The following is a 23,037-nucleotide window of genomic DNA, read 5'->3' as shown; positions in this document are numbered from 1 at the left end:
AGCATTGATCATCGTTGGCGATGATGCTGGTGGCGGCGCAATCTCTGGGCATGACCCTTTTGTTGGAGCGACCGGCGCCGGTCTCGCAGCGCCACGGCCGGGGCTTCTGGCTGATCGCCGCCGTCTATCTCGTCGCGCTCGCCTTCTCCACCGTGCCGACCCCGCTCTACCCGCTCTACCAGCGCACGGACGGCTTCTCCGCGTTCACGGTGACGGTCGTCTTCGCGATGTACGCCCTCGGCGTGATCACCAGCCTGGTGCTGGCCGGGCACATCTCGGACTGGACCGGCCGCCGCCGCATCCTGTACGCCTCCCTCGCGCTGGAGATCCTCGCCGGCGTGCTGTTCCTCACGTGGACCGCGCTGCCCGGCCTGATCGTGGCCCGGTTCCTGACCGGCCTGGGCGTGGGCATGCTGACCGCGACCGCCACGGCGTACCTGCTCGAACTGCACAAGGCGCACCGGCCGGAGGCGGACGGGACGCGCTTCGAGGTCGTCTCGTCGGCCGCCAACCTGGGCGGGCTCGGCGCGGGCACGCTGGTCGCGGGGGCCCTCGCGCAGTTCGTGACCACTCCCCTGCGTACGCCGTACGTGGTCTTCCTGATCCTGCTGGCGCTGAGCGTGGTCGCCGTCGCCGCCGCGCCCGAGACGGTGGACGCGCCCGCCACCCGCCCGCGCTACCGGCCGCAGGGCGTGCGCATCGCCGGGCGGGACCGGGTCGCCGTGGTCGTCGCCGTCGTCTCCGCGTTCGCCGCCTTCGCCGTGTTCGGTCTGTTCACGTCGCTGGCGCCGAGCTTCGTGGCGGGCGCCCTGCACCACCCGAGCCGCCTGCTGGCCGGGCTGACCGTCTTCGTGGTCTTCGGCGCGGGCGCGGCCAGCCAGGCCGTCAGCGGGAAGATCGCGCCGCGGGCCCGGTTCGTAGGCGGACTGATCGCGCAGGCCACCGGGCTGATCGTGCTGACCGCGGGCATGGAGACGGCGTCGCTGGCGGGCTTCCTGATCGGCGGGGCGATCGCCGGGGCCGGGGCGGGCATCCTGTTCAAGTCGGCGGTCGGGACGATCGCCGTGAACGCTCCCGTCGCGCAGCGGGGCGAGAGCCTGGCCGGGCTGTTCCTGATCGCGTACTCGGGTCTGGTCGTGCCGGTGCTGGGATTGGGCGTGGCCACCCGGTATGTCCCGTCGACCACCTCGATCCTGTGGTTCACCGGCATCATGCTGGCGCTCCTTGCCGGTGTCGCGTCGCTAGGCTTGCGGCGTGGCCGATGACCCCCTCGAGTTGGAACGACAGGTGTGTTTCGCCCTGTCGGTGGCTTCGCGCAGCGTGGTGGGGCTCTACCGCCCGCTGCTCGAGCCGATGGGCCTGACCCACCCGCAATACCTGGTGATGCTCGCGCTCTGGCAGCACGCCCCGCTCTCGGTGCGCGAGCTCAGCCGTCTGCTCCAGCTCGACCCGGGCACGCTCTCGCCGCTGCTCAAGAGGCTCGAGACGATCGGGTACGTCGACCGGCAGCGCGACCCGGCCGACGAGCGCAGCCTGGCCGTGACGCTGACCGAGCGGGGCCGCGCGCTGCGGGCCGAGGCCGAGAAGATCCCGCCCGCGATCGTGGCCCGCTTGGGCATGCCTATAGCGGAACTGGAGTCGTTGCACGCGGCACTCACACGGGTGATTGCTGCCACCCACTGATCGATTCCGGAATACCGTACGAGGGCTGTCCGGGTTGAAATTCCCGGCAGCCGAATTGTCTGGCAAGAACATCGACTGGCCGGAATGCGCAACGCTCATCCGAAAGGCGCAGACGGCCGGAAGAGCCATTCGGAAGGATCGGCAGGTCGATGGGCATGACGACGAGCATGGATGCCCGGCGTCCGGTGTGGATCAAGGTTGTGGTGTGACACGCCGTGCGTTGACGTGCAAGTTGCACGACTCATAGTGTCGAGGGCGTAACTCCGGGTGTTCACCCCTCCGGTGTTGCGACAGCACCGTCAGAGCGGCCGAGGAGAGCCATCCATGAGTGTCACGATCGGCATCAACGGATTCGGGCGGATCGGCCGCAGTCTCGCACGGATAGTCGCGGCGACCGGAGATCCGGGAATATCCATTGGCGCCGTAAACGACCTTGCCTCGACCGAGAAAATGGCCTACGGGCTGCGCCGGGACAGCATTCGCGGCGCATTTCCGGGCACCGTCACGGCCCGCGCCGACCACCTTGTCGTGAATGACCATGCAATCCGCGCGTTCCACCATGAACGGCCCGAACGCATTCCGTGGGCCGACGCCGGGGTCGACGTCGTCATCGAGGCCACCGGCCGGTTCCGGGCCGGCACGACCGCCCGCACCCACATCACCCACGGCGGCGCGCGCAAGGTCGTGATCAGCGCCTCGGCCGACGAGCCGGACGCGTTCCTCATGTACGGGGCCAACCACACCACGTACGACCCGGACCGCCACGACGTCGTCTCCCCCGGCTCGTGCGGTGTGAACGCGCTCACCGTGATGGCCAAGGTGCTGCTCGACCGGTTCGGGCTGAGCGCCGTGAACACGTCGGTCGTGCTGGCCACGCAGGGCTGGCAGAAGCCGCAGGACACGTTCAGCGGCACCTCGCGCGACGACCCGCGGCTGGGCCGGGCCACCGGCGAGAGCATCATCCCGCACAACTACGTGGTCGGTGACCTCGTGCGGGTGGCGCTGCCCGAGATCGGCGAGATGCGCTACAGCTACTACTGCGTGCCCACCCCGATCGGGTCGCTGGCCGAACTGTCCGGGCAGACCGACCGGCCGGTCAGCGTCGAGGAGGTCAACCGGGCCGTGGCCGAGGCGGCGGCCGGTTCGCTGCGGCGGGTGCTGGCCTACGACCCCGACCCGACCGTGTCGATCGACGTGAAGAACAACCCGGCGTCGTGCCTGTTCGACCCGTCCGGCACGCAGACGACCGCGGACGGCGGGGTGAAGGTGCGCGGGTGGTTCGACAACGAATGGGGCTTCTCGAACCGATTACTCGACATCGCGCGGCTCGTGGGTGAACGCACGCCCGTGACGTCGCGGCAGGTGTCCTGGAGCATCGCCTAGAGTTCTTCTCGATGAGAGTGCAGATCGACGACGTACGGGCGGCAGTTTCCCGCCTCGAAGGCCGGGTCCGGCGCACGCCCGTGTTCCAGGGCGACGGCGGGGTCTGGTTCAAGCTCGAGCACACGCAGCACGCGGGCTCGTTCAAGACGCGGGGCATGGTCAACCAGATCCTGGCCGCGGGTGACCTGCCCGCCGCGGGCATCGTCGCCGCCTCGGGCGGGAACGCGGGTCTCGCGGCGGCCTACGCGGCGCGCGAACTCGGCGTACGGGCGGAGGTTTTCGTCCCCGCCAACGCGCCCGCGGTCAAGGTGGCCAAGCTCGGCAAGCTGGGCGCGCACGTGGTGCAGATCGGCAACGAGTACGCGGAGGCCTACGAGGCGGCCGTGGCGCACGCGACGTCCACGGGCGCGCACTTCTGCCACGCCTACGACGACCCGGCCATGGTGGCGGGCAACGGCACCCTCGGCCTGGAACTGCTCGACCAGATCCCCGGCGGCTTCGACACCGTCATGGTCGCCGTCGGCGGCGGTGGCCTGATCGCCGGGATCATCGCGGCCCTGGGTTCCTCCCACCGCATCGTGGCCGTCGAACCGACCTCCGCCTCCGCCCTGCACGCCGCGTTGGCGGCCGGCTCCCCGGTCGACGTTCCCGTCTCCGGCGTGGCAGCCGACTCGCTGGGCGCCCGCCGAGCCGGGCAGATCGCCTTCGACATGGCCTCCGGCATCCCGTCGGTGCTCGTCGACGACCAGGCCATCGTCGACGCCCGCCGCCGCCTGTGGGACGACTACCGCCAGGCAGTCGAACACGGCACGGCGGCGGCCTACGCGGCCCTGACCTCGGGCGCCTACGTTCCCGCCCCCGGCGAGCGGGTAGTAGTGCTGCTATGCGGAGCGAACACGAACCCGTCCGACCTCGCGTAGAGCCGATCCTCCGGGACGGCGCCCGGCCTCCCGGTTTTGCGGCGGGCGCCCTGCCCCTGGCCTCGTGGCCTGCCGAGCTGCTGCGAAACGGCGAGGCGGGCCCGTTCTGGCTCAGCGTCACCCACTCGGGCGCGGCCCCACACGTACGCCCGATCTTCGCCGCCTGGGACGACGGTTCGTTCTTCTTCGTCTCGAAGGAGTCGGCTGCCAAGACCCACCTCTTCACCCAGCAGCCTTCGGTGAGCCTGAGCGTCGACTTGAAGACCCTCCACCTGGTCGTCGAGGGCCGGGTAACAGCTGCCTCGAACCTGCCCCGCGCGTCCGCCGCCCTGCGCGAGGTCTTCTCCTGGCCCACCGTCGTCCGCGGCGACCAGCTGGACGCCGAGGGCGGCGCCCCCACGTCGGGCGGGCCACCGTACGAGGTGTGGGAGCTGACCCCTGTACGGGCCTACGCCTTCCCCACCCAGGACCAGTTCGACCCGACGCGCTGGACGTTCCCCGACCCGTCATGATCGTCGCATGGAGTTCGTCCTCGACCCGCCGTACGGCGTCGGCCCCCTACGCCTGGGCATGACACCCGACGCGGCCCGCACAGCCCTGGAGTTCCTCGGCCCCCTGCCGCCGAACCCGACGGGCGGCCCGTTGGTTCACCGCCCGAGCGGCCTCGGTCTCAGCGTCGGCGTCGATGCGATCGAGGTCTGGCGCCCGCACGACCCCGTCGACACCGTCACCTATCGCAACGTCAACGTCTTCGAGTTGCCCGCGCTGACCGTCGTCGAGCGCCTGTCCGAGCACACCCAACTGGTGCCGGACGGCGACGGCTTTGTGGCACCCGAGCTGCTCCTCGCCCTGTGGCGACCGTTCGCCGCGGACGACGACCCCGACGAGGAGGAGGGCTACTTCTTCCAGTCGGTGCTGGTGGCGCGGCCCGGCTACTACGACACCCCGGCCGAGGCCGCAGCTCGGGCAGCCGCCGGCCAGCCACCGGGTTATTGATCGCCCGCCTCACCAAAACCGCGCGTCGACCGAAGAGAGCTTCGGAGGTGGCTATGACGTGGGCTGACGTGGCCGAGCCGATCGTCGCCGGTTTGGCGGCGGTGCTAGGCATCTACGCGACTCAGGAAGGCCTGACCCAGCTGCGCCGACGCGGCATCGGGACGGAACGCTGGATCAGGTCCCGCACGTTCTTGCTGCCACGAACCCCGGCGGAGAGCGAGGTAGAGTCCTGACCCTGCTAGTTGCCGAGGAGAACCACACCCAACAACGGTCCGTCCATTGATGCACTTCAGCGCCGTGATCAACGGTGTGACGTCGAAGGCGACGGACGAGTCAGCCTGTACGCCGGATTTTGTCCCGGCGACCGTGGTCGCCGTGGGCGGTCATCCATCTCGGCCGGCCGTTGCCGGCTCGGCTCTTGCGGCCTACCCGCAGGCTCGGGCGAGCAGCCCTCGAACGCCTGCGCCGGCCACCGCCTCGCGGCAGTGGCCTTGCTTGGCCTTGCTCCGGGTGGGGTTTACCTAGCCACCCCGGTCACCCGGGATGCTGGTGAGCTCTTACCTCACCGTTTCACCCTTACCGGCCTTTGGGGGCCGGCGGTCTGTTCTCTGTGGCACTGTCCCGCGGGTCGCCCCGGGTTGCCGTTAACAACCACCCTGCTCTACGGAGTCCGGACGTTCCTCGGCGGCACCCCGAAGGGAACCGACGCGACCGCCTGGCCGACTCGTCCGTCGCCCGGTCATTCTACTCATCATGGATATCGCACACGTCGCCCTGCTCCTGCTGGCCGGTGTCGCGGCCGGGGCGGTCAACGCGATCGCCGGCGGCGGCTCACTGATCACGTTCCCGAGCCTGATCGCGACGGGGTTGCCCTCGGTGGCGGCCAACGTCACCAATTCCGTCTCGGTCTTTCCCGGGTACGTCTCCAGCGTGATCGGCAGCCGGGCCGACCTCGCCGGGCAGCGGGCCCGGGTGACCGCGACCCTGCCCGCGTGTGTGCTGGGCGCGGCCGGCGGGTGCGCGTTGCTGCTGCTCACGCCGGCCCGCGCGTTCGAGCTGATCGTGCCGTTCCTGGTGCTCGGGGCGGCCGCCACGCTCGCCTTCCAGCAGCGGCTGCGCGGCCTCGTCGGGCATCCGCGCGCCATGTCACCCCGCCGGGCGGCCGCCTCGCTGCAGGCAGTCGTCTTCGTCGGCGCGATCTACGGCGGCTACTTCGGCGCCGCGCTGGGCGTCATGTATGTGGCGGCGCTGGCCCTGATCCTGGACGAGCCGCTGAACCGGATCAACGCCCTCAAGAACGTCCTGTCGGCCGCGGTGGGGCTGGTCACGCTGCTGGTCTTCGCCTTCTTCGCCCCGGTCGACTGGGCCGCCGTCGCGATCCTGGCACCGGCCACGGTCGTCGGCGGCTACGCGGGCGCCAAACTCGCCCAGCGCCTGCCCTCCCACGTGCTCCGCATCATCATCGTCACCTTCGGCACAGCTATCGGCCTGCTCCTGCTGTATCGCGCCCTGAGCTGACAACCCCGCACGCTCGTCCCTCGGTCACTCGCCCGGCCCAGCCATCGGGAACATCCCGGTCGCGCGCTACGGCCGCGCCTCCCGCTCAGGCCGCGCGTGGCAGCCGCCGAAGGCGGAGTTCGGCCCCATTGCTTTTGTCGGCCCGACGTGGCGTACGTCTGCAGTTCGCATTTGATCTTGAACCAACCACAACCTGCCACCGCCACCCCCTCCCACCCGGGTGTGGTGGGACCCTACGTGATCGGGAGGGGGCGGAACGGGTTATCCACAATGCGGAGTTGTCCACGTTGAGATGCTGGGTTGGCCTCAGCGGGGTCTGACTCTTTGTCCACGTGGTGTCCGCGATAGAACTTGGTGGATCACCGGTGTCGGTCTGACCCTGTTTTCCCCGGGCGTCGTGTGACTGCCTTAACCCTGATCTGTCGACCGCCGCTGGGGCCACCACCGGGCAAGAACGGTGACTTAACAGGAGCTTGGCTAGAAGCCCCGTCAACGTGCTGTCCGCCCTTGCCCGGTGGTGTGCCGACCCCGTTCACCACAGCAGAGGGCAGCACAGACCACCATGACAGAAACTTTGGTCGAGGTGATCGGCGGTGTCGACACCCACGCCGACACCCATACCGCCGCCGCTGTCGACACCACCGGCCGTCTCCTCGGTCACCAGCAGTTTCCCACCGATCCCGACGGCTACCGGCAGCTGTTGGACTGGCTGGCCAGTTTCGGCCGGGTCCGGCAGGTCGGGGTCGAGGGCACCGGCAGCTATGGCGTCGGCCTCTACCGGCACCTGCACGCCCAGGGCATCTCGGTGATCGAGGTCGACCGGCCCAGCCGTAAGACCCGCCGACGCCGCGGCAAAAGCGACTCCATCGACGCGGAGACCGCAGCCCGGGCCGTACTGGCCGGCACCGCCACCACTGTCCCGAAGACCCGGACCGGGATTGTCGAGACGCTCCGAGTCATCACGACCACCCGCGCCACTGCCGTCAAAGCCCGGACCGCGGCGAAAAACGCCCTGACCGCGATAGCCCGCACCGCCCCCGAACCCCTGCGCAGCCAGTTGAGCGGCCTGGGCACCGACCGGCTGATCGCCGCGGCGGCCGACCTGAAACCAGGCTTCGACATGACCGAACCCTGCACCGCAACCGCTCTGGCACTACGCCGGCTGGCCCGCCGCTGCCACAACCTGGCCGCAGAAATCCGCGAGGCCGACCTCGACCTCGAGTTGATCCTGCGTGAGCTCGCCCCGGACCTGCTCGCCCGGCCCGGTGTCGGCCCCGCCACCGCCGCTCAACTGCTGATCACCGCCGGCGACAACCCGCAACGACTCCGCGCCGAAGCCGCGTTCGCGATGCTCTGCGGCGCCGCACCCCTACCCGCCAGTTCCGGGCGCACCGACCGGCACCGCCTCAACCGCTCAGGTGACCGGCAAGCCAACAAAGCCCTGCACACCATCGCGCTCAGCCGCAGCCGGCACCACCCAGAAACCCGCGCCTACATCGACCGCAGAACCCGCCAAGGCCTCAGCGACCGCGACATCAGACGCTGCCTCAAACGCTACATAGCCCGCGAACTATTCACCCACCTACAAAACGCCCTACGCCGCAACACCCTGCAAACACCCCCACCCGCCCAGTTATCCACAACTTGACTTACAGGAGCATCAGGGGCGGGAAAATCGGGGGCCGTGGCGAGGGCGATTTCGCTACGCTCCGCGCATGAATCGGACCGCGCCGACCCTGCTCTTCGTCATCGGGCCCCCCGCCGTGGGCAAGATGACCGTGGGCAACGCGATCGCCGCGCGCACCGGTTTCCGGGTGTTCCACAATCACCTGACGATCGAGCCGGTGCTGCGGTTCTTCGACTTCGGCACGCCGCCGTTCCATCGCCTGGTCGAGGGTTTCCGCAGGGGCGTGCTCGACGAGGTGGCGGCCAGCGATCTGCCGGGGCTCGTGTTCACTTATGTCTGCGCCTTCGACCAGCCGGCCGACATAGCGGCCCTCGACGGATATGCCGAGCCGTTTGTCAAGCGCGGCGGCCGCGTGCTGTTCCTCGAGCTCGAGGCGTCGCAGGAGGCCCGCCTGAAACGCAACGCGGGCGAGGACAGGCTGGCCGAGAAGGCCTCGAAGCGTGACCTCGACCGCTCCCGGCTCCACCTGATCGAGGCCGACGACCAATATCAGCTGAACTCGACGACGGAGTTCGAGGGCCGCGACGACTACCTGCGCGTCGACAACACGCACCGAAAACCCGACGAGGTGGCCGGCCTCGCGGTCGAGCGGTTCAGCCTGGCTGGAACGAGCGCTCCGCGAAGCTGACCCCGCCGCGTTCGTCCGAGGTCAAAACCTTCCGGTGTACGAGTCGGGGCGCGCTCCGCAGATGCTGGCGGTAACCCCGCGCCCGCAGGTGGAAGCCGAAGTTGTGCCCCTCGACGTGCCACGACGGCTCGGGGTGCCCGTCCGACGGGTCGAGGCGGTGGATGTCGGCGATCTCGAGCTGCTCGAAGACCGGGCCGAACTCACCGCAGATGCCCCACGCGCCCTCGAAGACGAGCGTCGCCGGGGAGATCCAGAAGGAGGCGTCGCCCCAGCTCACGATGTAGTCGAGGTCGATCATCAGGCGCACTTGCGGGAGGGCGCCGTCGTCGCTGTGCTCGGCCAGGCTCAGCCCGTGGATGCGGCAGTCGTGCCACCCCATCGTGGGGTAGTCCGCCTCGGTCGAGGTCGCCTTGGTCAGTTCCAGGGTCGGTGGCGCGACGGCTGCGGTCATCGGGTCAGTATCAGCTCCCTAAACGCCCGAATCCGACATTTCGCCCGTGTCGCGGCGGCCTGAAATCTTCTTCAGGAACCGGGTGAAGTGCGGGTCGAACCGAGCGGGGTCGGCCGCCGCCAGCTCGTCCCGCGACCACCATCGCACGCCGTGAAACTCGCCCTCGTCGACAACGAGCGCCCGCGAACGCTCGCACGGCAGCACGTACCAGAGGCTCACGTCGGTGTGCCCCGAGTCGATCCCCACGGTGCCGGTGACCGTCAGAAACACCGGCTCCTTCGACACCGCCGCGCCGTCCAGGCCCAGCTCCTCGCCGACCTCCCGCCCGGCCGTCAGCCACGGGTCCTCGTCGGGCTCGACATGCCCGCCCGGCGGCAGCCACAGCCCGGCATTCACGTGATCAACCAGCAGGATCGCCCCGTCGTGAGGATCGACCGGCACCACGTACGAGACCAGGTGCCGATCGGGAGTGGCTGGCTTGACCCGCCGGAACACGTCGTCGGTGCCGCTCAGCCAATCCAGCACCAGCCGCCGATGCTCGCCCTCCAGCTCGTCCCCCGCCTCGAGCCCAGCCACCACCGAATGCACAACCGCCACCGACGCACGCATCCGTGCATGCTCCCAGGGCGCCGCTCAGCAACATCGTGGCGGGCACGCGCTACCACCGCGAGCGCCATCTCGCGGGAATCGATCGCCGTCCGCTTGACAGTGTCAAGCCGATGGGGCAACCTAGTGCTTGACACCGTCAAGGAGGCGAACATGTATCACGCCATCGTCAAGCGCATCGCGGTTCGTAACTTCGAGCGCATCAACAACCACGACTTCCAGGCCCTGGTCAACGACTGCGCGCCCGATATCCGGCACCGCTTCGGGGGTGAGCACGCCCTGGGCGGCGAGCGCCACGACCGCGAGTCGTTCCACCGGTGGATGCAGCGCCTCGGGCGGGTCAGCCCCACTCTCAAGCTCACCGTCAAAGACGTCTGGGTCAAGGGCGGCCCGGCGCGCACCACGATTATCGTGCGCTGGACGGCCACGCAGGACATGCCCGACAATTCCCCGTACGAGAATCGTGGCGTGCACGTGATCGAGATGCGCTGGGGCAAGGTCGTCTCGATCGATGCCAACGAGGATTCGCAGCTGGTCGACTCCGCGTTGAAGGTCCTGGCCGCGCACGGCGTCGACGAGGCGCTCGCCGCGCCGATCGTGAGCTGACGGTGGGCGTACGGGAAGATCTGCTCGCCGCCGCCCGGGCCGAGCTCGAGGAACACGGGCACGCCGGGATCAGCTTGCGAGCGGTGGCGCGCCGGGCCGGTGTCTCGCACGCCGCGCCGAAACACCATTTCGACGACCGCGCGGCGCTGCTGACCGCCATCGCGGCCGACGGTTTCGCCGAGCTGGCCGCCGCGATGGACCGCCTGCCCGAACCCACCCTGGCCGCGCTGGGCCGGGCGTACATCGATTTCGGGTTGACCCATCCGGCCCTCTTCGACCTGATGTTCCGCCCCTCCGAGCTGCACGCCGACGACCCCGAACTGCTCGCCGCGAGCAACAACTCCATCAGTCGCCTGCGCGCCGCGGCCGACGACCAGTCGCTCACGCTGATCAGCTGGGCCCTGGTGCACGGCCTGGTCATCTTGGCCCGCGACGGCGCCCTGGGCCGCATCGCCGACATCGCCGAGCCCGCGGGCGTGGCCGAGCTGGCCCGCGGGCTGGCCGACGCGTACACCGAAAGGATCCAGTCATGATGCGCACCAGCACCGACGACCGCGAGCGCACCGGCCGCCACCTCGGCGTCGCGCTCGACCTCGGCTACCTCGACCTGACCGAGTACGAGGACCGCCTGGCCGCGGCGATGACGGCCCGGGACGCCGGCGAGCTGGCCCGCCTCACGGCCGACCTGCCCGCCGACGAGCTGCGCCGCCGCGACCCGCAGGCCCGGGCCCGGCGCGCCGGGCACGCCCGCCTCGGCGTACGGATCCATCTCGCCGCCTACCTCGCGATGGCGGTGCTGGTGACCGGCATCTGGCTGACGATCGCCCTGGCTGCCGGCGTCTGGTACCCGTGGTTCGTCTGGCCCGTCCTCGGTGGCGGTCTCGGCGTCCTGGGGCACGCCATCCCGGTGCGACTGGCCCTGGCCAAGAACGTCAGCCGGTGATCCAGGCCAGGTTGACCTTGCGGAACACGATCGAGCGGTGCGACGAGGCGTTGGCGTCGACGTTCTCGTTGACCTCGACCAGGGCGCCCACGAATTTGTCGGCGGTCTTGGCCATGCTGGAGTAGCCGCCCTCCACGACCTTGGCCGTGCCCAGCTGCGGCCAGGCGGGCAGGGGCGCGTCGCTCAGCGGCCGGCTGACCGGCCAGGTGACCCCCTCGTCGGTGCTGATCCGGATCGTCATGGCCCGGCGGTTCACCGTGCTGGCCGAGTTGAGAAACATGATGCGCGGCGTCGTGTCCAGGTTGTAGCGCAGCATTGAGGCCTGCGCGTGCGGGTCGGGCAGCTGCGGATCGGGGGCGTACGGGCCGAAGCCGCCCCCGATGGTGCCGCGGGCGACCCATCGGCTCTTCGCTGTCTCCCATGTGGACTTGACCGCGGTGTCGTTGCGCATCAGCCGGCCGTCGGTCAGCTCCAGCACCGTGCTCTCGCCGGTGACCTCCTGCCCCTTGGCCATCGGCGCGCTGCGGAAGGTCTGCCCGCCGTCGTCGCTGTAGATGTTGCGGTTCGTGGCCGGGATGACCAGCCGTCCCGACGTGGTCTGGATGCCCACGCCCGGCCCGGCCGCGTCCCAGGCCCAGGCCGAGCCGTCGGCGTGCTTCTTCGGGGTGACCGCGGCGGTCAGGTCGACCGGCCCGTGCCAGGTGCGGCCGTCCTCCTGCGCGCTGCTCGTGAAGAGCCTGACCCGGCGCTCGCCCCACTGGGTGATCCGGGTGGTGCCGTCGGCTCCGGTCTGGCTCATGCCGGCCGCGTTCCACGACAGGAACAGGAAGATCTTGCCGGAGGTGCGGTCCACCACGGCGGTCGGGTTGCCCCAGGTGCCCGGGCCGGTGCCGGCGACCTCGGCCGGGCCGGACCAGGTGTTCCCGTTGTCGGTCGAGCGCTTGGCCAGCACGTTGATGTTGCCGTAGTCGCGGTTGGAGTCGGCGCGGCCCTCGGCGAAGGCGAGCAGCGTGTCCTTCGTCGTACGGATCAGCGACGGGATGCGGAACGAGTGGTAGAGGGTGCCGTTGAGCGTCTCGCCACCACCGTCGAACAGCAGTGACTCGGAGTGTTTCTCATCGGCGGCGTAGGCCGGCGAAGCAAGAGCGGCCAGGGCGACAGCGGTGAGGACCGCGAGCACACGACGCATCAGAAGACCTTCAGCCCGGTACGGTCGAGGACTTCCTGCACCGGTTGGTAGTAGGAGCGCCGCTCGTTGACGCCGGTGCTGCACGACTGGTCGGCGCCGTTGGCCCCGGAGGCGATGCCGAGCGCGACCTCGCCGTGGAACAGCGGGCCGCCGCTGTCGCCGAACTCGGCGCACAGGGAAGTCTTGATCAGTCCGGTGACCTGGCCCTCCTGATAGTTCACGGTGGCGCTGGTCAGGAGCACCGCGCCGACCAGGTCGGTGCTGGTGGTGCCGGCCCGCGCGACCGACTCGCCGTCGACCGGGTAGCGGGAGCTGCTGATCTGCTTCTCGGCGCCGTTGACCCACACCGTGCCGTAGCCGGAGACGTCGGCGTTGCGATAGGTGACGACGGCGTAGTCGTCGCCGGGGAAGCTGATCGCGTTCCGGGTGCCCAGGTAGGTGCCGTCGGCGGCCTTGTACCAGGCGCTGACGTCCTTCGAGCAGTGCCCGGCGGTGAGGAAGGACTTGGCGCCGGCGGTGTTGCGGACGTTGAAGCCGAGCGAGCACTTGAGCGTCTGGTTCTTGTTCTGAATGCCCTGCCCGCCGGAGGTGAAGGCGGCGGTCGTGGTGAGCGTGCCGGGGATCCGGTCCACTGTCACCACATCGCCCAGCGATGCGGTGACGGCCAGCAACTGGTCCAGCTTCGCCCCGGTGACCGTGCTGTCCATCTCGACGGTCACCCGGTTGGTGCTCGGGTCGACGCCCCACGAGGTGCCCGGGATGCGGGCGGAGGTGTCCAATCTGGTGGTGGCCGAGCGCAGTTCGGTCAGGCTGTGCTCGACCACCTGCGCGACCCCGCCCGCGTCCCGAACCGACTGCGCCGTCGCGGGGTCGGTCACGGTGACGACAGTGCGGCCGGCCGCGTCGACATAAATCCCTCCCGTACGGGTATCACCCAGCCGCACTGCGAGGGCGGTGGCGGCCTCCGCGCGCATGGGAGAAGCCGCGTGGGCCGGCGCCGGAAGTGCGATGACGGCCAGCATTCCGGCCGCCGCGAGCCATTTCTTGGGCATGTCTGCCTCCCCATTCTCGGTGGCGCCGAAAGTAGGTAGCCGGCGTACATTTCCCGTTGGCGCGCGCATGTACGAGCGATGTGCGACCCGTGGATAGCTTTCCGTCGATGTCAGCGAGGCATCGTCCCGTACCGGGAAAGGAAAGCAGCAGATGCGCAGGTTCACGAACCGCCGGATCCGGATGGCCGTGATCGCGGCCGCCGTCGCGATCACGGCGCCGGTCATGTCGGCCCCCGTCTCCGCCGCCGCCGCGACCCCCACAGGCGACGTCGTCCAGGTCGCGGCCGCGGACGGAGCGGCCGAGGGCGCGGAGGAGGTGCTGACCGTCGCCGAGGACGCGGAACTGACCGCGGCCGGCTACGGCCAGCCCATCAAGCGTGACGCCGTGATGACGCGGGCCAAGGACTGGTACAACCGCAACGTGCAGTACAACGACCAGGCCTCGGCGTGGGACGTGAACCAGGGCAAGCGGTACCGCACCGACTGCTCGGGCTTCGTCTCGATGGCCTGGAAGCTCAAGACGAGCAAGGTCACGTGGACGCTTAACGACGTCTCGCACGTCATCAACTGGAACGACCTGCTCCGCGGCGACGCGATCGTGCACGCCCACGACCACGCGGTGCTCTTCGACAAGTGGGTCGACCCGGAGACCAAGGCGGACTTCTGGGTGTACGAGGAGAGCAACCCCACCAACGACATGAACCACCGCAAGGTGCATGTGGTGGACATCCGCAACGACGGCTTCAAGCCGTACCGGTACAACGGGATCCGCAAGTAACCCGCGCACGCGGCGGAAGGCGACCCCGGGTTGCCTTCCGTCCCGCCCGTACATTCGCCGTACATTCGCCGCCCCGGACGGCCGTGAACCGTTCCCCGGACCGTGACACACGTCTATCTTCGGCAACGTGTCCTCAGGAGAGCTCACCGAAGTTCGCGTCCTCGCGTTCGGGGAGATGGTGGTCGCCGTCGACGGTGTGGCGGTGGCCGCCGGTCCGCCCAAGCAACGCGCCCTGCTGGCCCTGCTGCTCTGCCGCCCGGGCGCCGAGGTGCCCTCCGGCGAGCTGATCGACGCCCTCTGGGGCGCCCAGATCCCCAGCTCCGCCCGCAACAACCTGCGTACGTACGTGCATGGTCTGCGCCGCATCCTGGGCGACGAGCGGATCAGCGGCAACGGCCGCCCCGGCTATCGCCTGCACCGCGACCGGATGTGGACCGACGTCGGGCACTTCGAGGCCCTGTGCGCCGCGGCCGACCGGGCCCTGACGGAGGCCGAGCCGGAAGCGGCCCGCACCGCCCTGGCCGAGGCGGTGGCGCTGCGCCGCGGCCCGGCCTTCGGGGACGTCGGGCCGCTGGCGACGGTCGAGGACGAGGCGGGCCGGCTCGAGGAGCGCTGGCTGCTCGCCGTCGAGCAGCGCATCGAGCTCGACCTGCACCGCGGCAGCCCGGCCCAGGTCATCGGCGAGCTGAGCGGCCTGGTCAAGCGGCACCCGTGGCGGGAACGCCTCGTGGCCCTGCTCATGCTGGCGCTCTATCGGGCCGGACGGCAGACCGACGCGCTCACCACCTTCCGGCAGACGGCCGGCGCGCTGGCCGATGAGCTGGGCATCGAACCCGGCGCCGAACTGGCCGACCTGCACCAGGCGATGCTGCGCCAGGATCCGGCCCTGGACCGCCCGTCCGCCGTCCCGGCCCCGGCCGAGCCCCCGGCGGTGGCCCGGCCGGCCGAGCTCCCGCCCGGATCGGGGCACTTCACCGGTCGTACCCGGGAAGGCGCGGTGCTGGACGCCGCCCTCGCCGACGCCCGCTCCTCGGGCCGGCTGCCCGTGCTGGCGGTGGTCGGCCCGGCCGGCATCGGCAAGACGTCACTCGTCGTGGAGTGGGCGCAGCGGGTCGCCGCCGACTTCCCCGACGGGCAGATCTTCGCCGACCTGCGGGGCTTCAGCGCCGAGCCGGTCACGCCGCCCGCCGACGCGCTGCGCCGGTTGCTCTGGTCACTCGGCGTCGAGGCGGACCGGGTGCCCGCCGCCGCCGAGGAGGCGGCCGCGCTGCTGCGCTCGCTGCTCTCCGGCAAGCGCCTGCTGATGATCCTGGACAACGCCGCCTCGGCCGAGCAGGTGGTGCCGCTGCTGCCCGGCGGGGGCGGCAACGCCGTGGTGGTGACCAGCCGCAACCGGCTGGCCGGGCTGATCGCCCGGCACGGCGCGCGGCAGATCGCGCTGGACCCGCTGGCCGAGGACGAGGCGCTCGAGCTCGTCGCCCGCATCGCCGGGCCGGTACGCGTACGGGTGGAGGCGGCCGCCGCCCGCGCCCTGACCCGGCGCTGTGCCCGGCTGCCGCTGGCGCTCTGCATCGCCGCCGCCGACGTGGCCGAGGACCCGGCCCAGACCATCACCGACTATCTGACCGAGCATCGGGCCGGCGCCCGGGCGCGGGGCAATCCGGAGCTGGCGGTGCTGGCCGCGTTCGACCTGTCGCTGCGGGGCCTCACCCGGGGTCAGCAGCGGCTGCTCATGCTGCTCAGCGTCGTGCCCGGGCCCAGCTTCACCGCCGCCACGGCCGCGGCGGTGGCCGGTGGCCCGCCGGAGACCGTCGAGCCGGACCTGCTGCGCCTGGTCAACGCGCATTTCGTGCAGCGCCGGGGCGGCGGCCGGTTCGCCTTCCACGACCTGATCCACGAATACACCCGCACCAAGGCGGCCGCGCCGGACCGGGCGGCGGCCCTCGACCGCCTCTACGAGCACTACCTGGAGTTCGCCGACGCCGCGGACCGGATCCTGCAGCCGGGGGCGCTGCGGTTGCCGGGTCCGGCCGGGCGGGACCCGTTCGAGGGGAACGCGGCCGCCGCGCAGACCTGGTTCGCCGACGAGTCGCCCAACCTCGTCGCCGCCTGCCGCCTGAAACCGGGCCCCGGCCACCGTACGGCGGTGATCCGGCTCGCCGATGCCGTGGGCCGCTATCTGTGGACCCGCGTCGAGCTGGACAACTGGACCGCCGTGGCCGAGGCGGGCGCCCGCGCGGCGCTGGCCGGGCAAGACCTCAAAGGCCAGGCCGCGGCACAGATCGCGTTGGCTCGCATCGCCGACGGCCGGTGCGATTTCACCACAGGCGTTTCCCGGTACGCCGAGGCCGCGCGCCTGGCCCGCCGCGCGCACTGGCCCGAGGCGGAACAGCTCGCCCTCGGATCCACCGCCGCGCTGCACGGGCAACTGGGTGACCTGCGGGCCGCGGTGGACCAGTTGGAGGCGGCCCTGGCCGTCACCCGGGAGCTCGGCGACCGGCTGCACGAGGGCCGCACCCTGCAACTGCTCGGGGCCTACCGCGCCGAGCAGGGCGAGCTCAAACTGGCCGGCGACCTGTTCCGGCAGGCCCTGGAGGTGATCGAGGAGCAGGGCTCGCGGATCGGACAGGCGATCATCCTGACCAACACGGCCGAGCTGAGCCTGCTGCGCGGCGAGTTCGGCGAGGCCGCCCGCCAGGCCGGCCAGGCGCTGACCATCGCCGACGAGGTCGGTCACGTCTCCTGCCGGATCGGCGCCCTGGTCAACCTGTCCGCGGCGTGGCGCGGGCTCGGCGCGGCGGCCACGGCGCTGCCGTACGTGCAGCGGGCGCTGGCCATCCCGGCCGGGCTGGACGCCCGCGACCTCGGCCTCGCGCTGCACGAGGCGGCCGAGGTGCACGACGCCCTCGGCGAGCCCGGCCGCGCGATCGAATACCACCGCACCGCGCACCGGCTGACCGCGTCGGCGCAGGCCCGCTCACCCGCCCTGACCAACGCGATCGCGCTGGCCCTGGCCGAGCACCGGTGGACCCGCTCCGGCCGGGCGGGCACGCCCGCGCCGGACACCCCCGATCTGAACGACGCCCTGGCCGAGGCCCGGCGCTACGGCTACCGCGGGCTGGAGGGCGCGGCGCTGGCCGCCTTGGCCGAGATCAGCCACGACCAGGGCCGCCCGGCCGAAGCCGTCCGGCAGGCCGAACTCGCACTACGCCTACAACGCGAGTCCGGCCGCTACACCAACCCCGAACTGCTCACCACGATCATGACGACTACGAGAAGAAAAATAGCGACGTAGCGCATATTGAACCCATACACGGCGTCGTCAAGGAACGTGACGACTTTCATCCTGTCCGTTCCGCTGTGGACCGACGACAAGAACACCGGCACCGACGCCGACTGGACGACCCTGGCCCGCAAGATCGCCGCTGTCGACGCCGACGGCTACCCCAACGCCGCCGCCCGCTACCGCTCCACCATCAACGCCCTGGCTTCCTGACCCACCCAACGACCGGGCCCACGCATTGCGTGAGCCCGGCTCTTCATTGGCGGTGCCTGGCGAGCCGGCGATCCACCAAATGGGGCACCTGTCGATTTATGCACGCCTCCCGCATCCCATCCACACCGCGGGCCGGTGGTCCGATGCCCACAGGGTCGCGGCGTCGTACGACTGAGGCGCGTTCCTCCATCATTCGCGACTCATCAAAATCAACACTAAAAAGGCAGTCAATGTGGCAATAACGCACAAAACTCCGAGGGCTCCGAAGATGGTGAGGTCGCTCAACCGCCACCGACCGGCAACTCCAAGGATTGTCGTGATCGAAACAGCAAATGCGCCGCCCGCGATCAGCACGGCACGGGCAAGCACCGGCTCCGGGGGACGTTTCGGCTGTTCGGAACGATCGAACCGTTGTATTTTGAGCATGTTGACTCCTCGAATCTGCCTACGGAACCGGGGAAGCGTCGACACCGACGGCCCGCCTGCCAGCGGGCCGTCGCCATCTCTGTCGTAGAGCCAATGGATCATTCGTCAAGTCGGGGCAACCAAGGGGCTAGTCGCGTGTAAAGTTGCCGTCGCCCCTGGCACCCAACATCCTCAGGAGCCGCACCGCCATGGCACCTCACTCGTTGAGGCGGACGCGTACTCGAGAGCAGCAAGCCAGCAGCCACTCGAAGCGCGGCCCCTGAGTGTCGCTTCGCAGGATGCCACCTCCCCTCGGCAGAAGGGGTTACCGTAGGTCGACTACTGGGAGTCAGAAGGGGGTTACATAGAGTAGGTAAGAACACTATGACGGAGCTGGAGGCAATTGCCAATAGTTCGTTGCCCGGTTAGTGTTGCCAAGAAATCTGCCATCTGGCAGTTGGCTAGGTAGCGCTCAACCTGTGGGGGTGACCATCCATGCCCAGCGATCCTGGGCCGATGGCGCGCCGCCGCCAGTTGGGAGCGGCCCTACGTCAACACCGCCTCGACGCTCATCTGAGTGTCCGAGAGGCGGCGCACGCTCTTCTCTGTTCACCGTCGAAGATAAGCAGAATCGAGACGTCGCAACGGAAGGCTTCCCTTCGCGACGTCCGCGATCTCCTCAACCTCTACGGCATAACGAACGAAGAATATCGCGAGCAGCTCATGACGCTGGCGCGAGAAAGCCGCGAGTCAGCGTGGTGGCGGAAGTATCGCCTCAACCCGACCCTCGAGAAGTTCGTCGGTCTGGAATCTTCGGCGACGAAGATCAGCGATTACCAATTCGGAATTGTTCCCGGATCTCTGCAGAGCCGGGACTATGCGAAGGCGATAATCGAGCCTTGGGTCATCAACGACCCCGAGGCATTGGCTGAGGCGGTCGAGGTCCGCATGACGCGGCAAGAATTTCTGGACGCGAGCGGCACTACCCTCCATGCCGTCATCGACGAAGCGGTGTTGCACCGCACCGTGGGGGGTACCGATGTCATGCGCGGCCAAATTGGCAAGATGATCGAACTGGCCGAGTCAGGCTTTGTCGCCTTGCAAGCGATCCCCTTCGACGCGGGGGCGCATCTAGGGATGAACAGCGGCTTTACGGTGTTGCAGTTCGAGGGACCGCACATGAGCGACTCACCCTATCCCGTCGCCGATGTGGTCTATCTCGAAGACCTCGGCGATGGGCAGTGGCTTGACCAGCCCGCCGAGGTCAAGCGCTACCTGGGTGCGTTTGATCGACTGAGGTCGACGGCTCTGCCGACGATCGAGACGATCGATTTCATGAAGTCGTTCTATCGAGCGCGACTGCCTTGAGGCCACGGTCTTGAAAAGGCGAAGTCAAGATGATCGAGAACGACCAGAACTCCACTCCGCAGTGGCGGACGTCATCATTCTGCAGTAACGGTAGTTGCGTGGAGGTGGCGTCTTTCGGCGACTCTATTGCCGTGCGCGACACCAAGAACCGGAACAAGGCACCTTTCCATTACACCTTAGAAGCGTGGAGAGATTTCGTCGTGAGTGTCCAAAAGGGCGAGTTCGACGTTTTATAGCCGACTGCGGACCCGGCCGAGGCTCGACCATATCAATGGGCACTCGGCCGGGGCTTCTCAGACACCGCGGCCCGTTACTTTCAGCTCGTAGCCAGGCCCGTCACCTCAGCCCTTGAGGCCCGTGTGGGCGAGGCCCTCGATGAACTGGCGTTGGGCGATGACGAAGACGATGAGCACTGGGATTGCCGTCATGGAGGCTGCTGATAGTTGGACGTTCCAGAGCTGGCCCTGGTAGGCGTCGGTGAATTGGGTGAGTGCCTGGGGCAGCGTGTATTTCGTCTGGGAGGAGATGTAGACGACCGGCTCCAGGTAGAGGTTCCAGCTGTGCAGGAACGTGAAGATGGCTACGGCGCCCAATGCGGGCCGGGCCAGGGGCAAAGCGATGCGGCGGAAGATGGCGGGGCGGCCCAGGCCGTCCATGCGGGCTGCTTCCTCCAGTTCGCCGGGCAGGGTGATGAAGAACTGGCGCATGATGAAGGTGGCCAGGACGCTCGGCGGGCCCAGCATCGGCACCAGGATCAGCGGCCAGTGGGTGTCGACCAGGCCGAGGCTGTTGAAGATGCGGAACAGCGGGACGATCGTCACCTCGCTCGGGATCAGCAGGCCGACCAGCACGAGCAGGAACAGGGCGTTTTGGCCGCGGAAGCGGATGCGGGCGAAGGCGTAGCCGGCCATGGAGGCCACGACCAGGGTGCCGGCCGTGACGACTACGGCGATGTAAGCGCTGTTCCAGTATTGCTGGGCGAACGGCTGCAGTTCGAAGACCTGACGCCACGGTTCGAGGCTCCACGACGACGGCAGCAGCGACGGGGAGAAGATGTCGGCGTTCGGCTTGAAGGAGCTTGTGATCATCCACCAGGTGGGGAACACGAAGGGGACGCAGAGGACGAGCAGAATCCCGTACAGGAAAAGCTTGGCCTTAGTGCTCATGGAAGACCCACCTCTTGCGCATCTGCCACTGCAGAACGGTCAGGGCCAGCACGATCAGGAAGAGCAGGACCGAAAGGGTGGCGCCGTAGCCGAAGGCGTGGAACTGGAACGCCTGCTGATACAGGTAATAGACGAGAACCGTGGTGGACGTGCCGGGGCCGCCCTGGGTGAGGACGCTGATCTGGGCGAAGACCTGCAGCGAGCCGACCACGGTGATGATCGACGTGAGCAGAATGGTGGGGCTGATCAGCGGTAGCGTGATGCGCCGGAAAATGGTCCACGGGCTGGCGCCGTCGGTGCGGGCGGCCTCGTACAGGTCTTGTGGAACGCCTTGCAGAGCGGCCAGGAAAAGCACCATGTTGAGGCCGACGTTTTTGAACACCTGCACGACGACCACCGAGGCCATGGCGGTGCCGCCCGAGCGCAGCCAGTTGGGGCCGTCGATGCCGATCGTGTCGAGCAGGCCGTTGATGCCGCCGTTGTCCTGCAGCAGGAAACCCCACACGATCGTCCAGGCGAGAAGCGACACGACGACCGGGGAGAAGAACAGCACACGGAAAACGGTGGTGCCGCGCAGTTTCTGGTTGAGCAGGACGGCCAGCAGCAGGGCGAGGGCCAGATTGAGGACGACCAGGCCGATCGAGAAGAACGCGGTCGCGCGCAGAACGGCGGGCACATTCGGGTCGTCGGCGAGCTTGCGATAGTTCTCGGCGCCGACGAAATTGAAGGTGTCGGCCAGGACGTTCCATTCGTGCAGGCTGTACCAGACGACCAGCACCAGCGGCAGGAAGACGAACACCAGCGAGCCGAACAGGGCCGGCGTGATGAACACGTACGCGGTCAGTTGATCACGCCGCCGCGTGGTCCAGTAGCGGCGGCGGATCAACGCGGAGCCACCGCTCATTTGGCGAGCAGCGGGGTGATGGCCGTGCACACACCCTTCAGCACAGCGGGGACGTCTGCTCCCGGCTTCCACAGCGGATCAAGCCCGGCCCGTACGGCCTGGTTGATCTCGGCGCTGCCGGTGTGACTCGGCTTGACGACGCCGTCGGCGATCCCGTCGATGACCACGTTCTGCAGCTGCTCCGGCTTGAGCAGCGGGTTCGCCTTGGCCAGCGTCTGCGCGGTGAGCTGGGACTGCCGCGGCGGCGGGAAGAACTGGGCCAGCTTCTCGCTGTTGGCGGGGCTGGTGAAGAACTTGACGAACTCGGCCGCGGCCGACGCGTTCTTGCCCTTCTTGAGCACGCCCAGGCCACCCTGCCCGATCACCGAATACTCCCCCGACGGGCCGGCCGGCAGCGGGACCAGCGTCCAGCCGAAGCCGTCCTCCTCGAGCAGCGACGTCCGCGAGATCTGCGCGATCGTCATGGCCGACTCGCCGGCGAAGAAGTCCGCGGCCACGCCGGGCGCGGGCAGCGCCTTGCCGGTGAAGATCGCCTTGTGCAGGAACGTCATCGCGTCGACCATCGGCTGCTGATCGAAGCCGCAGGTCTTGCCGTCGGCGCTCCACGCCTCGGCGCCCCAGCCGCGGAAGACGGTGGCCAGGTTGGTCCAGTCCTTGTAGTCGAAGTCGCGGACCACCAGGCCCTGCTTGCCGGTCTTGGCCGCCACCGTCGAGGCCGCGGCGACGGCGTTCTCCCAGGTCCAGTCGGTGGGCAGCGTGACCCCGGCCTGCTTGAGCAGGTCGGTGTTGACGAAGACCCCGAACGGCGAGGTGGAGAACGGGTACGCCATCAGCTTGCCGTCCTGCTTCCACAGGGCGGTGGCCGCGGGCGCCAGGTCGGCCGCGTTCTCGATGCTGTCGTCGAGCGGCTCGAGCGCGCCGGACGCCACGAAGTCGGGGGCCGAGCCCTCCAGGATCCACGCGATGTCGGGCGCGTTCCCGCCGGCGATCTGGGTGGTGACCGTCGTCGTGTAGTTGTCGATCGGCAACGCGTCGAACTTGACGGTGACGTCGGGGTGGCTCGTCTTGTATTCGGCCGCGATCGAGTCGAACAGCTGCACGTGGGCCGGGTTGGCCGACCAGGTGGTCATCCGCAGCGTGATCGGGCCGTCGGACCCCGCGTCGTCGCCGCCACCGCAGGCGGCGAGCGAACAGAGGAGGGCGGCCGTCGCTATACCGGAGAGAAGGCGTCTCATCGAAGGTGCTCCTTCCAGGAAAA

The 23,037-nt window shown here is 69.1% G+C and carries 26 protein-coding genes and 1 other RNA gene; 18 read left to right on the top strand and 9 right to left on the bottom strand.

What is annotated here, in order from left to right; genetic code table 11:
- Positions 1–50: 50 nt before the first annotated feature.
- The 7 genes from JKJ07_RS18940 (at position 51) to JKJ07_RS18910 (ending at position 5,215) form a co-directional block, all read left to right on the top strand.
- Positions 51–1,265, top strand: a complete 1,215-nt coding sequence (locus tag JKJ07_RS18940) for an MFS transporter (protein WP_202992917.1) — start codon at positions 51–53, stop codon at positions 1,263–1,265.
- Positions 1,255–1,683 carry a MarR family winged helix-turn-helix transcriptional regulator gene (locus tag JKJ07_RS18935; protein WP_202992916.1) on the top strand — a complete coding sequence of 143 codons (429 nt, stop codon included), beginning with the start codon at positions 1,255–1,257 and terminating at the stop codon, positions 1,681–1,683. The genes JKJ07_RS18940 and JKJ07_RS18935 overlap by 11 nt, the downstream gene beginning before the upstream one ends.
- A 324-nt stretch (positions 1,684–2,007) precedes the next feature.
- Positions 2,008–3,066 carry a type I glyceraldehyde-3-phosphate dehydrogenase gene (locus tag JKJ07_RS18930; RefSeq protein WP_202992915.1) on the top strand — a complete coding sequence of 353 codons (1,059 nt, stop codon included), beginning with the start codon at positions 2,008–2,010 and terminating at the stop codon, positions 3,064–3,066.
- Between the two features lie 11 nt (positions 3,067–3,077).
- Entirely contained in the window at positions 3,078–3,986 is a 909-nt protein-coding gene (locus JKJ07_RS18925; RefSeq protein ID WP_202992914.1) for a serine/threonine dehydratase, read from the top strand.
- Complete coding sequence (locus JKJ07_RS18920; protein WP_202992913.1) at positions 3,950–4,498, top strand: hypothetical protein; 549 nt, start codon at positions 3,950–3,952, stop codon at positions 4,496–4,498. The genes JKJ07_RS18925 and JKJ07_RS18920 overlap by 37 nt, the downstream gene beginning before the upstream one ends.
- Before the next feature lie 7 nt (positions 4,499–4,505).
- Positions 4,506–4,982, top strand: coding sequence for a hypothetical protein (locus tag JKJ07_RS18915; protein WP_202992912.1), 477 nt, complete (start codon positions 4,506–4,508; stop codon positions 4,980–4,982).
- 53 nt (positions 4,983–5,035) lie between these two features.
- Entirely contained in the window at positions 5,036–5,215 is a 180-nt protein-coding gene (locus tag JKJ07_RS18910) for a hypothetical protein (RefSeq protein WP_202992911.1), read from the top strand.
- A 92-nt stretch (positions 5,216–5,307) separates the two neighbouring features.
- On the opposite strand, the gene rnpB is transcribed toward JKJ07_RS18910, so the two are convergent.
- Positions 5,308–5,709: RNase P RNA component class A (rnpB, locus tag JKJ07_RS18905), an RNA gene on the bottom strand.
- Between the two features lie 26 nt (positions 5,710–5,735).
- Here rnpB and JKJ07_RS18900 point away from each other — a divergent pair.
- From JKJ07_RS18900 to JKJ07_RS18890, 3 genes are all read left to right on the top strand, one after another.
- A complete protein-coding gene (locus tag JKJ07_RS18900; RefSeq protein WP_202992910.1) occupies positions 5,736–6,500 on the top strand; it encodes a sulfite exporter TauE/SafE family protein in 765 nt (254 codons plus the stop codon).
- Positions 6,501–7,062: 562 nt separating this feature from the next.
- Complete coding sequence (locus tag JKJ07_RS18895) at positions 7,063–8,148, top strand: IS110 family RNA-guided transposase (RefSeq protein WP_202992909.1); 1,086 nt, start codon at positions 7,063–7,065, stop codon at positions 8,146–8,148.
- A 67-nt stretch (positions 8,149–8,215) separates the two neighbouring features.
- On the top strand, positions 8,216–8,815 hold the full coding sequence (locus JKJ07_RS18890; protein WP_202992908.1) for an AAA family ATPase: 600 nt from the start codon (positions 8,216–8,218) through the stop codon (positions 8,813–8,815).
- Here the strand turns inward: JKJ07_RS18890 and JKJ07_RS18885 are convergent.
- Both JKJ07_RS18885 and JKJ07_RS18880 read right to left on the bottom strand, forming a co-directional pair.
- Positions 8,781–9,266 carry a hypothetical protein gene (locus JKJ07_RS18885; protein WP_202992907.1) on the bottom strand — a complete coding sequence of 162 codons (486 nt, stop codon included), beginning with the start codon at positions 9,264–9,266 and terminating at the stop codon, positions 8,781–8,783. The two genes, JKJ07_RS18890 and JKJ07_RS18885, sit on opposite strands and share 35 nt — an antisense overlap.
- Positions 9,267–9,284: 18 nt before the next feature.
- Entirely contained in the window at positions 9,285–9,875 is a 591-nt protein-coding gene (locus JKJ07_RS18880; RefSeq protein WP_202992906.1) for an NUDIX hydrolase, read from the bottom strand.
- A gap of 150 nt (positions 9,876–10,025) precedes the next feature.
- Between JKJ07_RS18880 and JKJ07_RS18875 the strand changes: the two genes are divergently transcribed.
- From JKJ07_RS18875 to JKJ07_RS18865, 3 genes are read left to right on the top strand one after another with little or no spacing between them, the layout of a single operon-like run.
- Entirely contained in the window at positions 10,026–10,478 is a 453-nt protein-coding gene (locus tag JKJ07_RS18875) for a nuclear transport factor 2 family protein (protein WP_202992905.1), read from the top strand.
- A gap of 2 nt (positions 10,479–10,480) precedes the next feature.
- Complete coding sequence (locus tag JKJ07_RS18870) at positions 10,481–11,011, top strand: TetR/AcrR family transcriptional regulator (protein ID WP_202992904.1); 531 nt, start codon at positions 10,481–10,483, stop codon at positions 11,009–11,011.
- Entirely contained in the window at positions 11,008–11,421 is a 414-nt protein-coding gene (locus JKJ07_RS18865; RefSeq protein ID WP_202992903.1) for a DUF1707 SHOCT-like domain-containing protein, read from the top strand. The genes JKJ07_RS18870 and JKJ07_RS18865 overlap by 4 nt, the downstream gene beginning before the upstream one ends.
- On the opposite strand, the gene JKJ07_RS18860 is transcribed toward JKJ07_RS18865, so the two are convergent.
- Entirely contained in the window at positions 11,411–12,610 is a 1,200-nt protein-coding gene (locus JKJ07_RS18860; protein WP_202992902.1) for a sialidase family protein, read from the bottom strand. The genes JKJ07_RS18865 and JKJ07_RS18860 overlap by 11 nt on opposite strands.
- The gene (locus tag JKJ07_RS18855; protein WP_202992901.1) at positions 12,610–13,662 is read right to left on the bottom strand and encodes a S1 family peptidase; all 1,053 of its coding nucleotides are present in this window, start codon (positions 13,660–13,662) and stop codon (positions 12,610–12,612) included. The genes JKJ07_RS18860 and JKJ07_RS18855 overlap by 1 nt, the downstream gene beginning before the upstream one ends.
- A gap of 151 nt (positions 13,663–13,813) precedes the next feature.
- Here JKJ07_RS18855 and JKJ07_RS18850 point away from each other — a divergent pair, with 151 nt between their 5' ends.
- From JKJ07_RS18850 to JKJ07_RS18840, 3 genes are all read left to right on the top strand, one after another.
- Positions 13,814–14,440, top strand: coding sequence for a hypothetical protein (locus JKJ07_RS18850; protein WP_202992900.1), 627 nt, complete (start codon positions 13,814–13,816; stop codon positions 14,438–14,440).
- 127 nt (positions 14,441–14,567) lie between these two features.
- Positions 14,568–17,735 (top strand): AfsR/SARP family transcriptional regulator, encoded by a 3,168-nt coding sequence (locus JKJ07_RS18845; protein WP_202992899.1) that lies wholly within the window; start codon positions 14,568–14,570, stop codon positions 17,733–17,735.
- 36 nt (positions 17,736–17,771) lie between these two features.
- Positions 17,772–17,936: a hypothetical protein gene (locus JKJ07_RS18840; protein ID WP_202992898.1), complete on the top strand. Its 165-nt coding sequence runs from the start codon at positions 17,772–17,774 to the stop codon at positions 17,934–17,936.
- 189 nt (positions 17,937–18,125) lie between these two features.
- Here JKJ07_RS18840 and JKJ07_RS18835 read toward each other — a convergent pair whose 3' ends face one another.
- Positions 18,126–18,464 (bottom strand): hypothetical protein, encoded by a 339-nt coding sequence (locus JKJ07_RS18835; RefSeq protein ID WP_202992897.1) that lies wholly within the window; start codon positions 18,462–18,464, stop codon positions 18,126–18,128.
- 372 nt (positions 18,465–18,836) lie between these two features.
- Between JKJ07_RS18835 and JKJ07_RS18830 the strand changes: the two genes are divergently transcribed.
- Complete coding sequence (locus tag JKJ07_RS18830) at positions 18,837–19,709, top strand: helix-turn-helix domain-containing protein (RefSeq protein WP_202992896.1); 873 nt, start codon at positions 18,837–18,839, stop codon at positions 19,707–19,709.
- A 29-nt stretch (positions 19,710–19,738) separates the two neighbouring features.
- The gene (locus JKJ07_RS18825) at positions 19,739–19,945 is read left to right on the top strand and encodes a DUF397 domain-containing protein (RefSeq protein WP_202992895.1); all 207 of its coding nucleotides are present in this window, start codon (positions 19,739–19,741) and stop codon (positions 19,943–19,945) included.
- Between the two features lie 105 nt (positions 19,946–20,050).
- Here JKJ07_RS18825 and JKJ07_RS18820 read toward each other — a convergent pair whose 3' ends face one another.
- The 3 genes from JKJ07_RS18820 to JKJ07_RS18810 are packed head-to-tail and all read right to left on the bottom strand — an operon-like array spanning position 20,051 to position 23,014.
- Positions 20,051–20,875 carry a carbohydrate ABC transporter permease gene (locus JKJ07_RS18820; RefSeq protein ID WP_202992894.1) on the bottom strand — a complete coding sequence of 275 codons (825 nt, stop codon included), beginning with the start codon at positions 20,873–20,875 and terminating at the stop codon, positions 20,051–20,053.
- Positions 20,865–21,779, bottom strand: coding sequence for a carbohydrate ABC transporter permease (locus JKJ07_RS18815; RefSeq protein ID WP_202992893.1), 915 nt, complete (start codon positions 21,777–21,779; stop codon positions 20,865–20,867). Before JKJ07_RS18815 ends, JKJ07_RS18820 begins: the two co-directional genes overlap by 11 nt.
- A complete protein-coding gene (locus JKJ07_RS18810; protein WP_202992892.1) occupies positions 21,776–23,014 on the bottom strand; it encodes an ABC transporter substrate-binding protein in 1,239 nt (412 codons plus the stop codon). The genes JKJ07_RS18815 and JKJ07_RS18810 overlap by 4 nt, the downstream gene beginning before the upstream one ends.
- Positions 23,015–23,037: the final 23 nt, after the last annotated feature.

Origin of the sequence: Paractinoplanes lichenicola, assembly GCF_016785085.1 — a bacterium.
Classification (GTDB): domain Bacteria; phylum Actinomycetota; class Actinomycetes; order Mycobacteriales; family Micromonosporaceae; genus Actinoplanes; species Actinoplanes lichenicola.
This window is presented reverse-complemented; position numbering and strand designations above follow the sequence as displayed.

Coding starts and splice junctions, on each gene's coding strand:
- JKJ07_RS18940 (WP_202992917.1), top strand. CDS start 51: ATGACCCTTTTGTTGGAGCGACCGGCGCCGGTCTCGCAGCGCCACGGC.
- JKJ07_RS18930 (WP_202992915.1), top strand. CDS start 2,008: ATGAGTGTCACGATCGGCATCAACGGATTCGGGCGGATCGGCCGCAGT.
- JKJ07_RS18925 (WP_202992914.1), top strand. CDS start 3,078: ATGAGAGTGCAGATCGACGACGTACGGGCGGCAGTTTCCCGCCTCGAA.
- JKJ07_RS18920 (WP_202992913.1), top strand. CDS start 3,950: ATGCGGAGCGAACACGAACCCGTCCGACCTCGCGTAGAGCCGATCCTC.
- JKJ07_RS18915 (WP_202992912.1), top strand. CDS start 4,506: ATGGAGTTCGTCCTCGACCCGCCGTACGGCGTCGGCCCCCTACGCCTG.
- JKJ07_RS18910 (WP_202992911.1), top strand. CDS start 5,036: ATGACGTGGGCTGACGTGGCCGAGCCGATCGTCGCCGGTTTGGCGGCG.
- JKJ07_RS18900 (WP_202992910.1), top strand. CDS start 5,736: ATGGATATCGCACACGTCGCCCTGCTCCTGCTGGCCGGTGTCGCGGCC.
- JKJ07_RS18895 (WP_202992909.1), top strand. CDS start 7,063: ATGACAGAAACTTTGGTCGAGGTGATCGGCGGTGTCGACACCCACGCC.
- JKJ07_RS18890 (WP_202992908.1), top strand. CDS start 8,216: ATGAATCGGACCGCGCCGACCCTGCTCTTCGTCATCGGGCCCCCCGCC.
- JKJ07_RS18885 (WP_202992907.1), bottom strand. CDS start 9,266: ATGACCGCAGCCGTCGCGCCACCGACCCTGGAACTGACCAAGGCGACC.
- JKJ07_RS18880 (WP_202992906.1), bottom strand. CDS start 9,875: ATGCGTGCGTCGGTGGCGGTTGTGCATTCGGTGGTGGCTGGGCTCGAG.
- JKJ07_RS18875 (WP_202992905.1), top strand. CDS start 10,026: ATGTATCACGCCATCGTCAAGCGCATCGCGGTTCGTAACTTCGAGCGC.
- JKJ07_RS18865 (WP_202992903.1), top strand. CDS start 11,008: ATGATGCGCACCAGCACCGACGACCGCGAGCGCACCGGCCGCCACCTC.
- JKJ07_RS18860 (WP_202992902.1), bottom strand. CDS start 12,610: ATGCGTCGTGTGCTCGCGGTCCTCACCGCTGTCGCCCTGGCCGCTCTT.
- JKJ07_RS18855 (WP_202992901.1), bottom strand. CDS start 13,662: ATGCCCAAGAAATGGCTCGCGGCGGCCGGAATGCTGGCCGTCATCGCA.
- JKJ07_RS18850 (WP_202992900.1), top strand. CDS start 13,814: ATGCGCAGGTTCACGAACCGCCGGATCCGGATGGCCGTGATCGCGGCC.
- JKJ07_RS18835 (WP_202992897.1), bottom strand. CDS start 18,464: ATGATCCATTGGCTCTACGACAGAGATGGCGACGGCCCGCTGGCAGGC.
- JKJ07_RS18830 (WP_202992896.1), top strand. CDS start 18,837: ATGCCCAGCGATCCTGGGCCGATGGCGCGCCGCCGCCAGTTGGGAGCG.
- JKJ07_RS18825 (WP_202992895.1), top strand. CDS start 19,739: ATGATCGAGAACGACCAGAACTCCACTCCGCAGTGGCGGACGTCATCA.
- JKJ07_RS18820 (WP_202992894.1), bottom strand. CDS start 20,875: ATGAGCACTAAGGCCAAGCTTTTCCTGTACGGGATTCTGCTCGTCCTC.
- JKJ07_RS18815 (WP_202992893.1), bottom strand. CDS start 21,779: ATGAGCGGTGGCTCCGCGTTGATCCGCCGCCGCTACTGGACCACGCGG.
- JKJ07_RS18810 (WP_202992892.1), bottom strand. CDS start 23,014: ATGAGACGCCTTCTCTCCGGTATAGCGACGGCCGCCCTCCTCTGTTCG.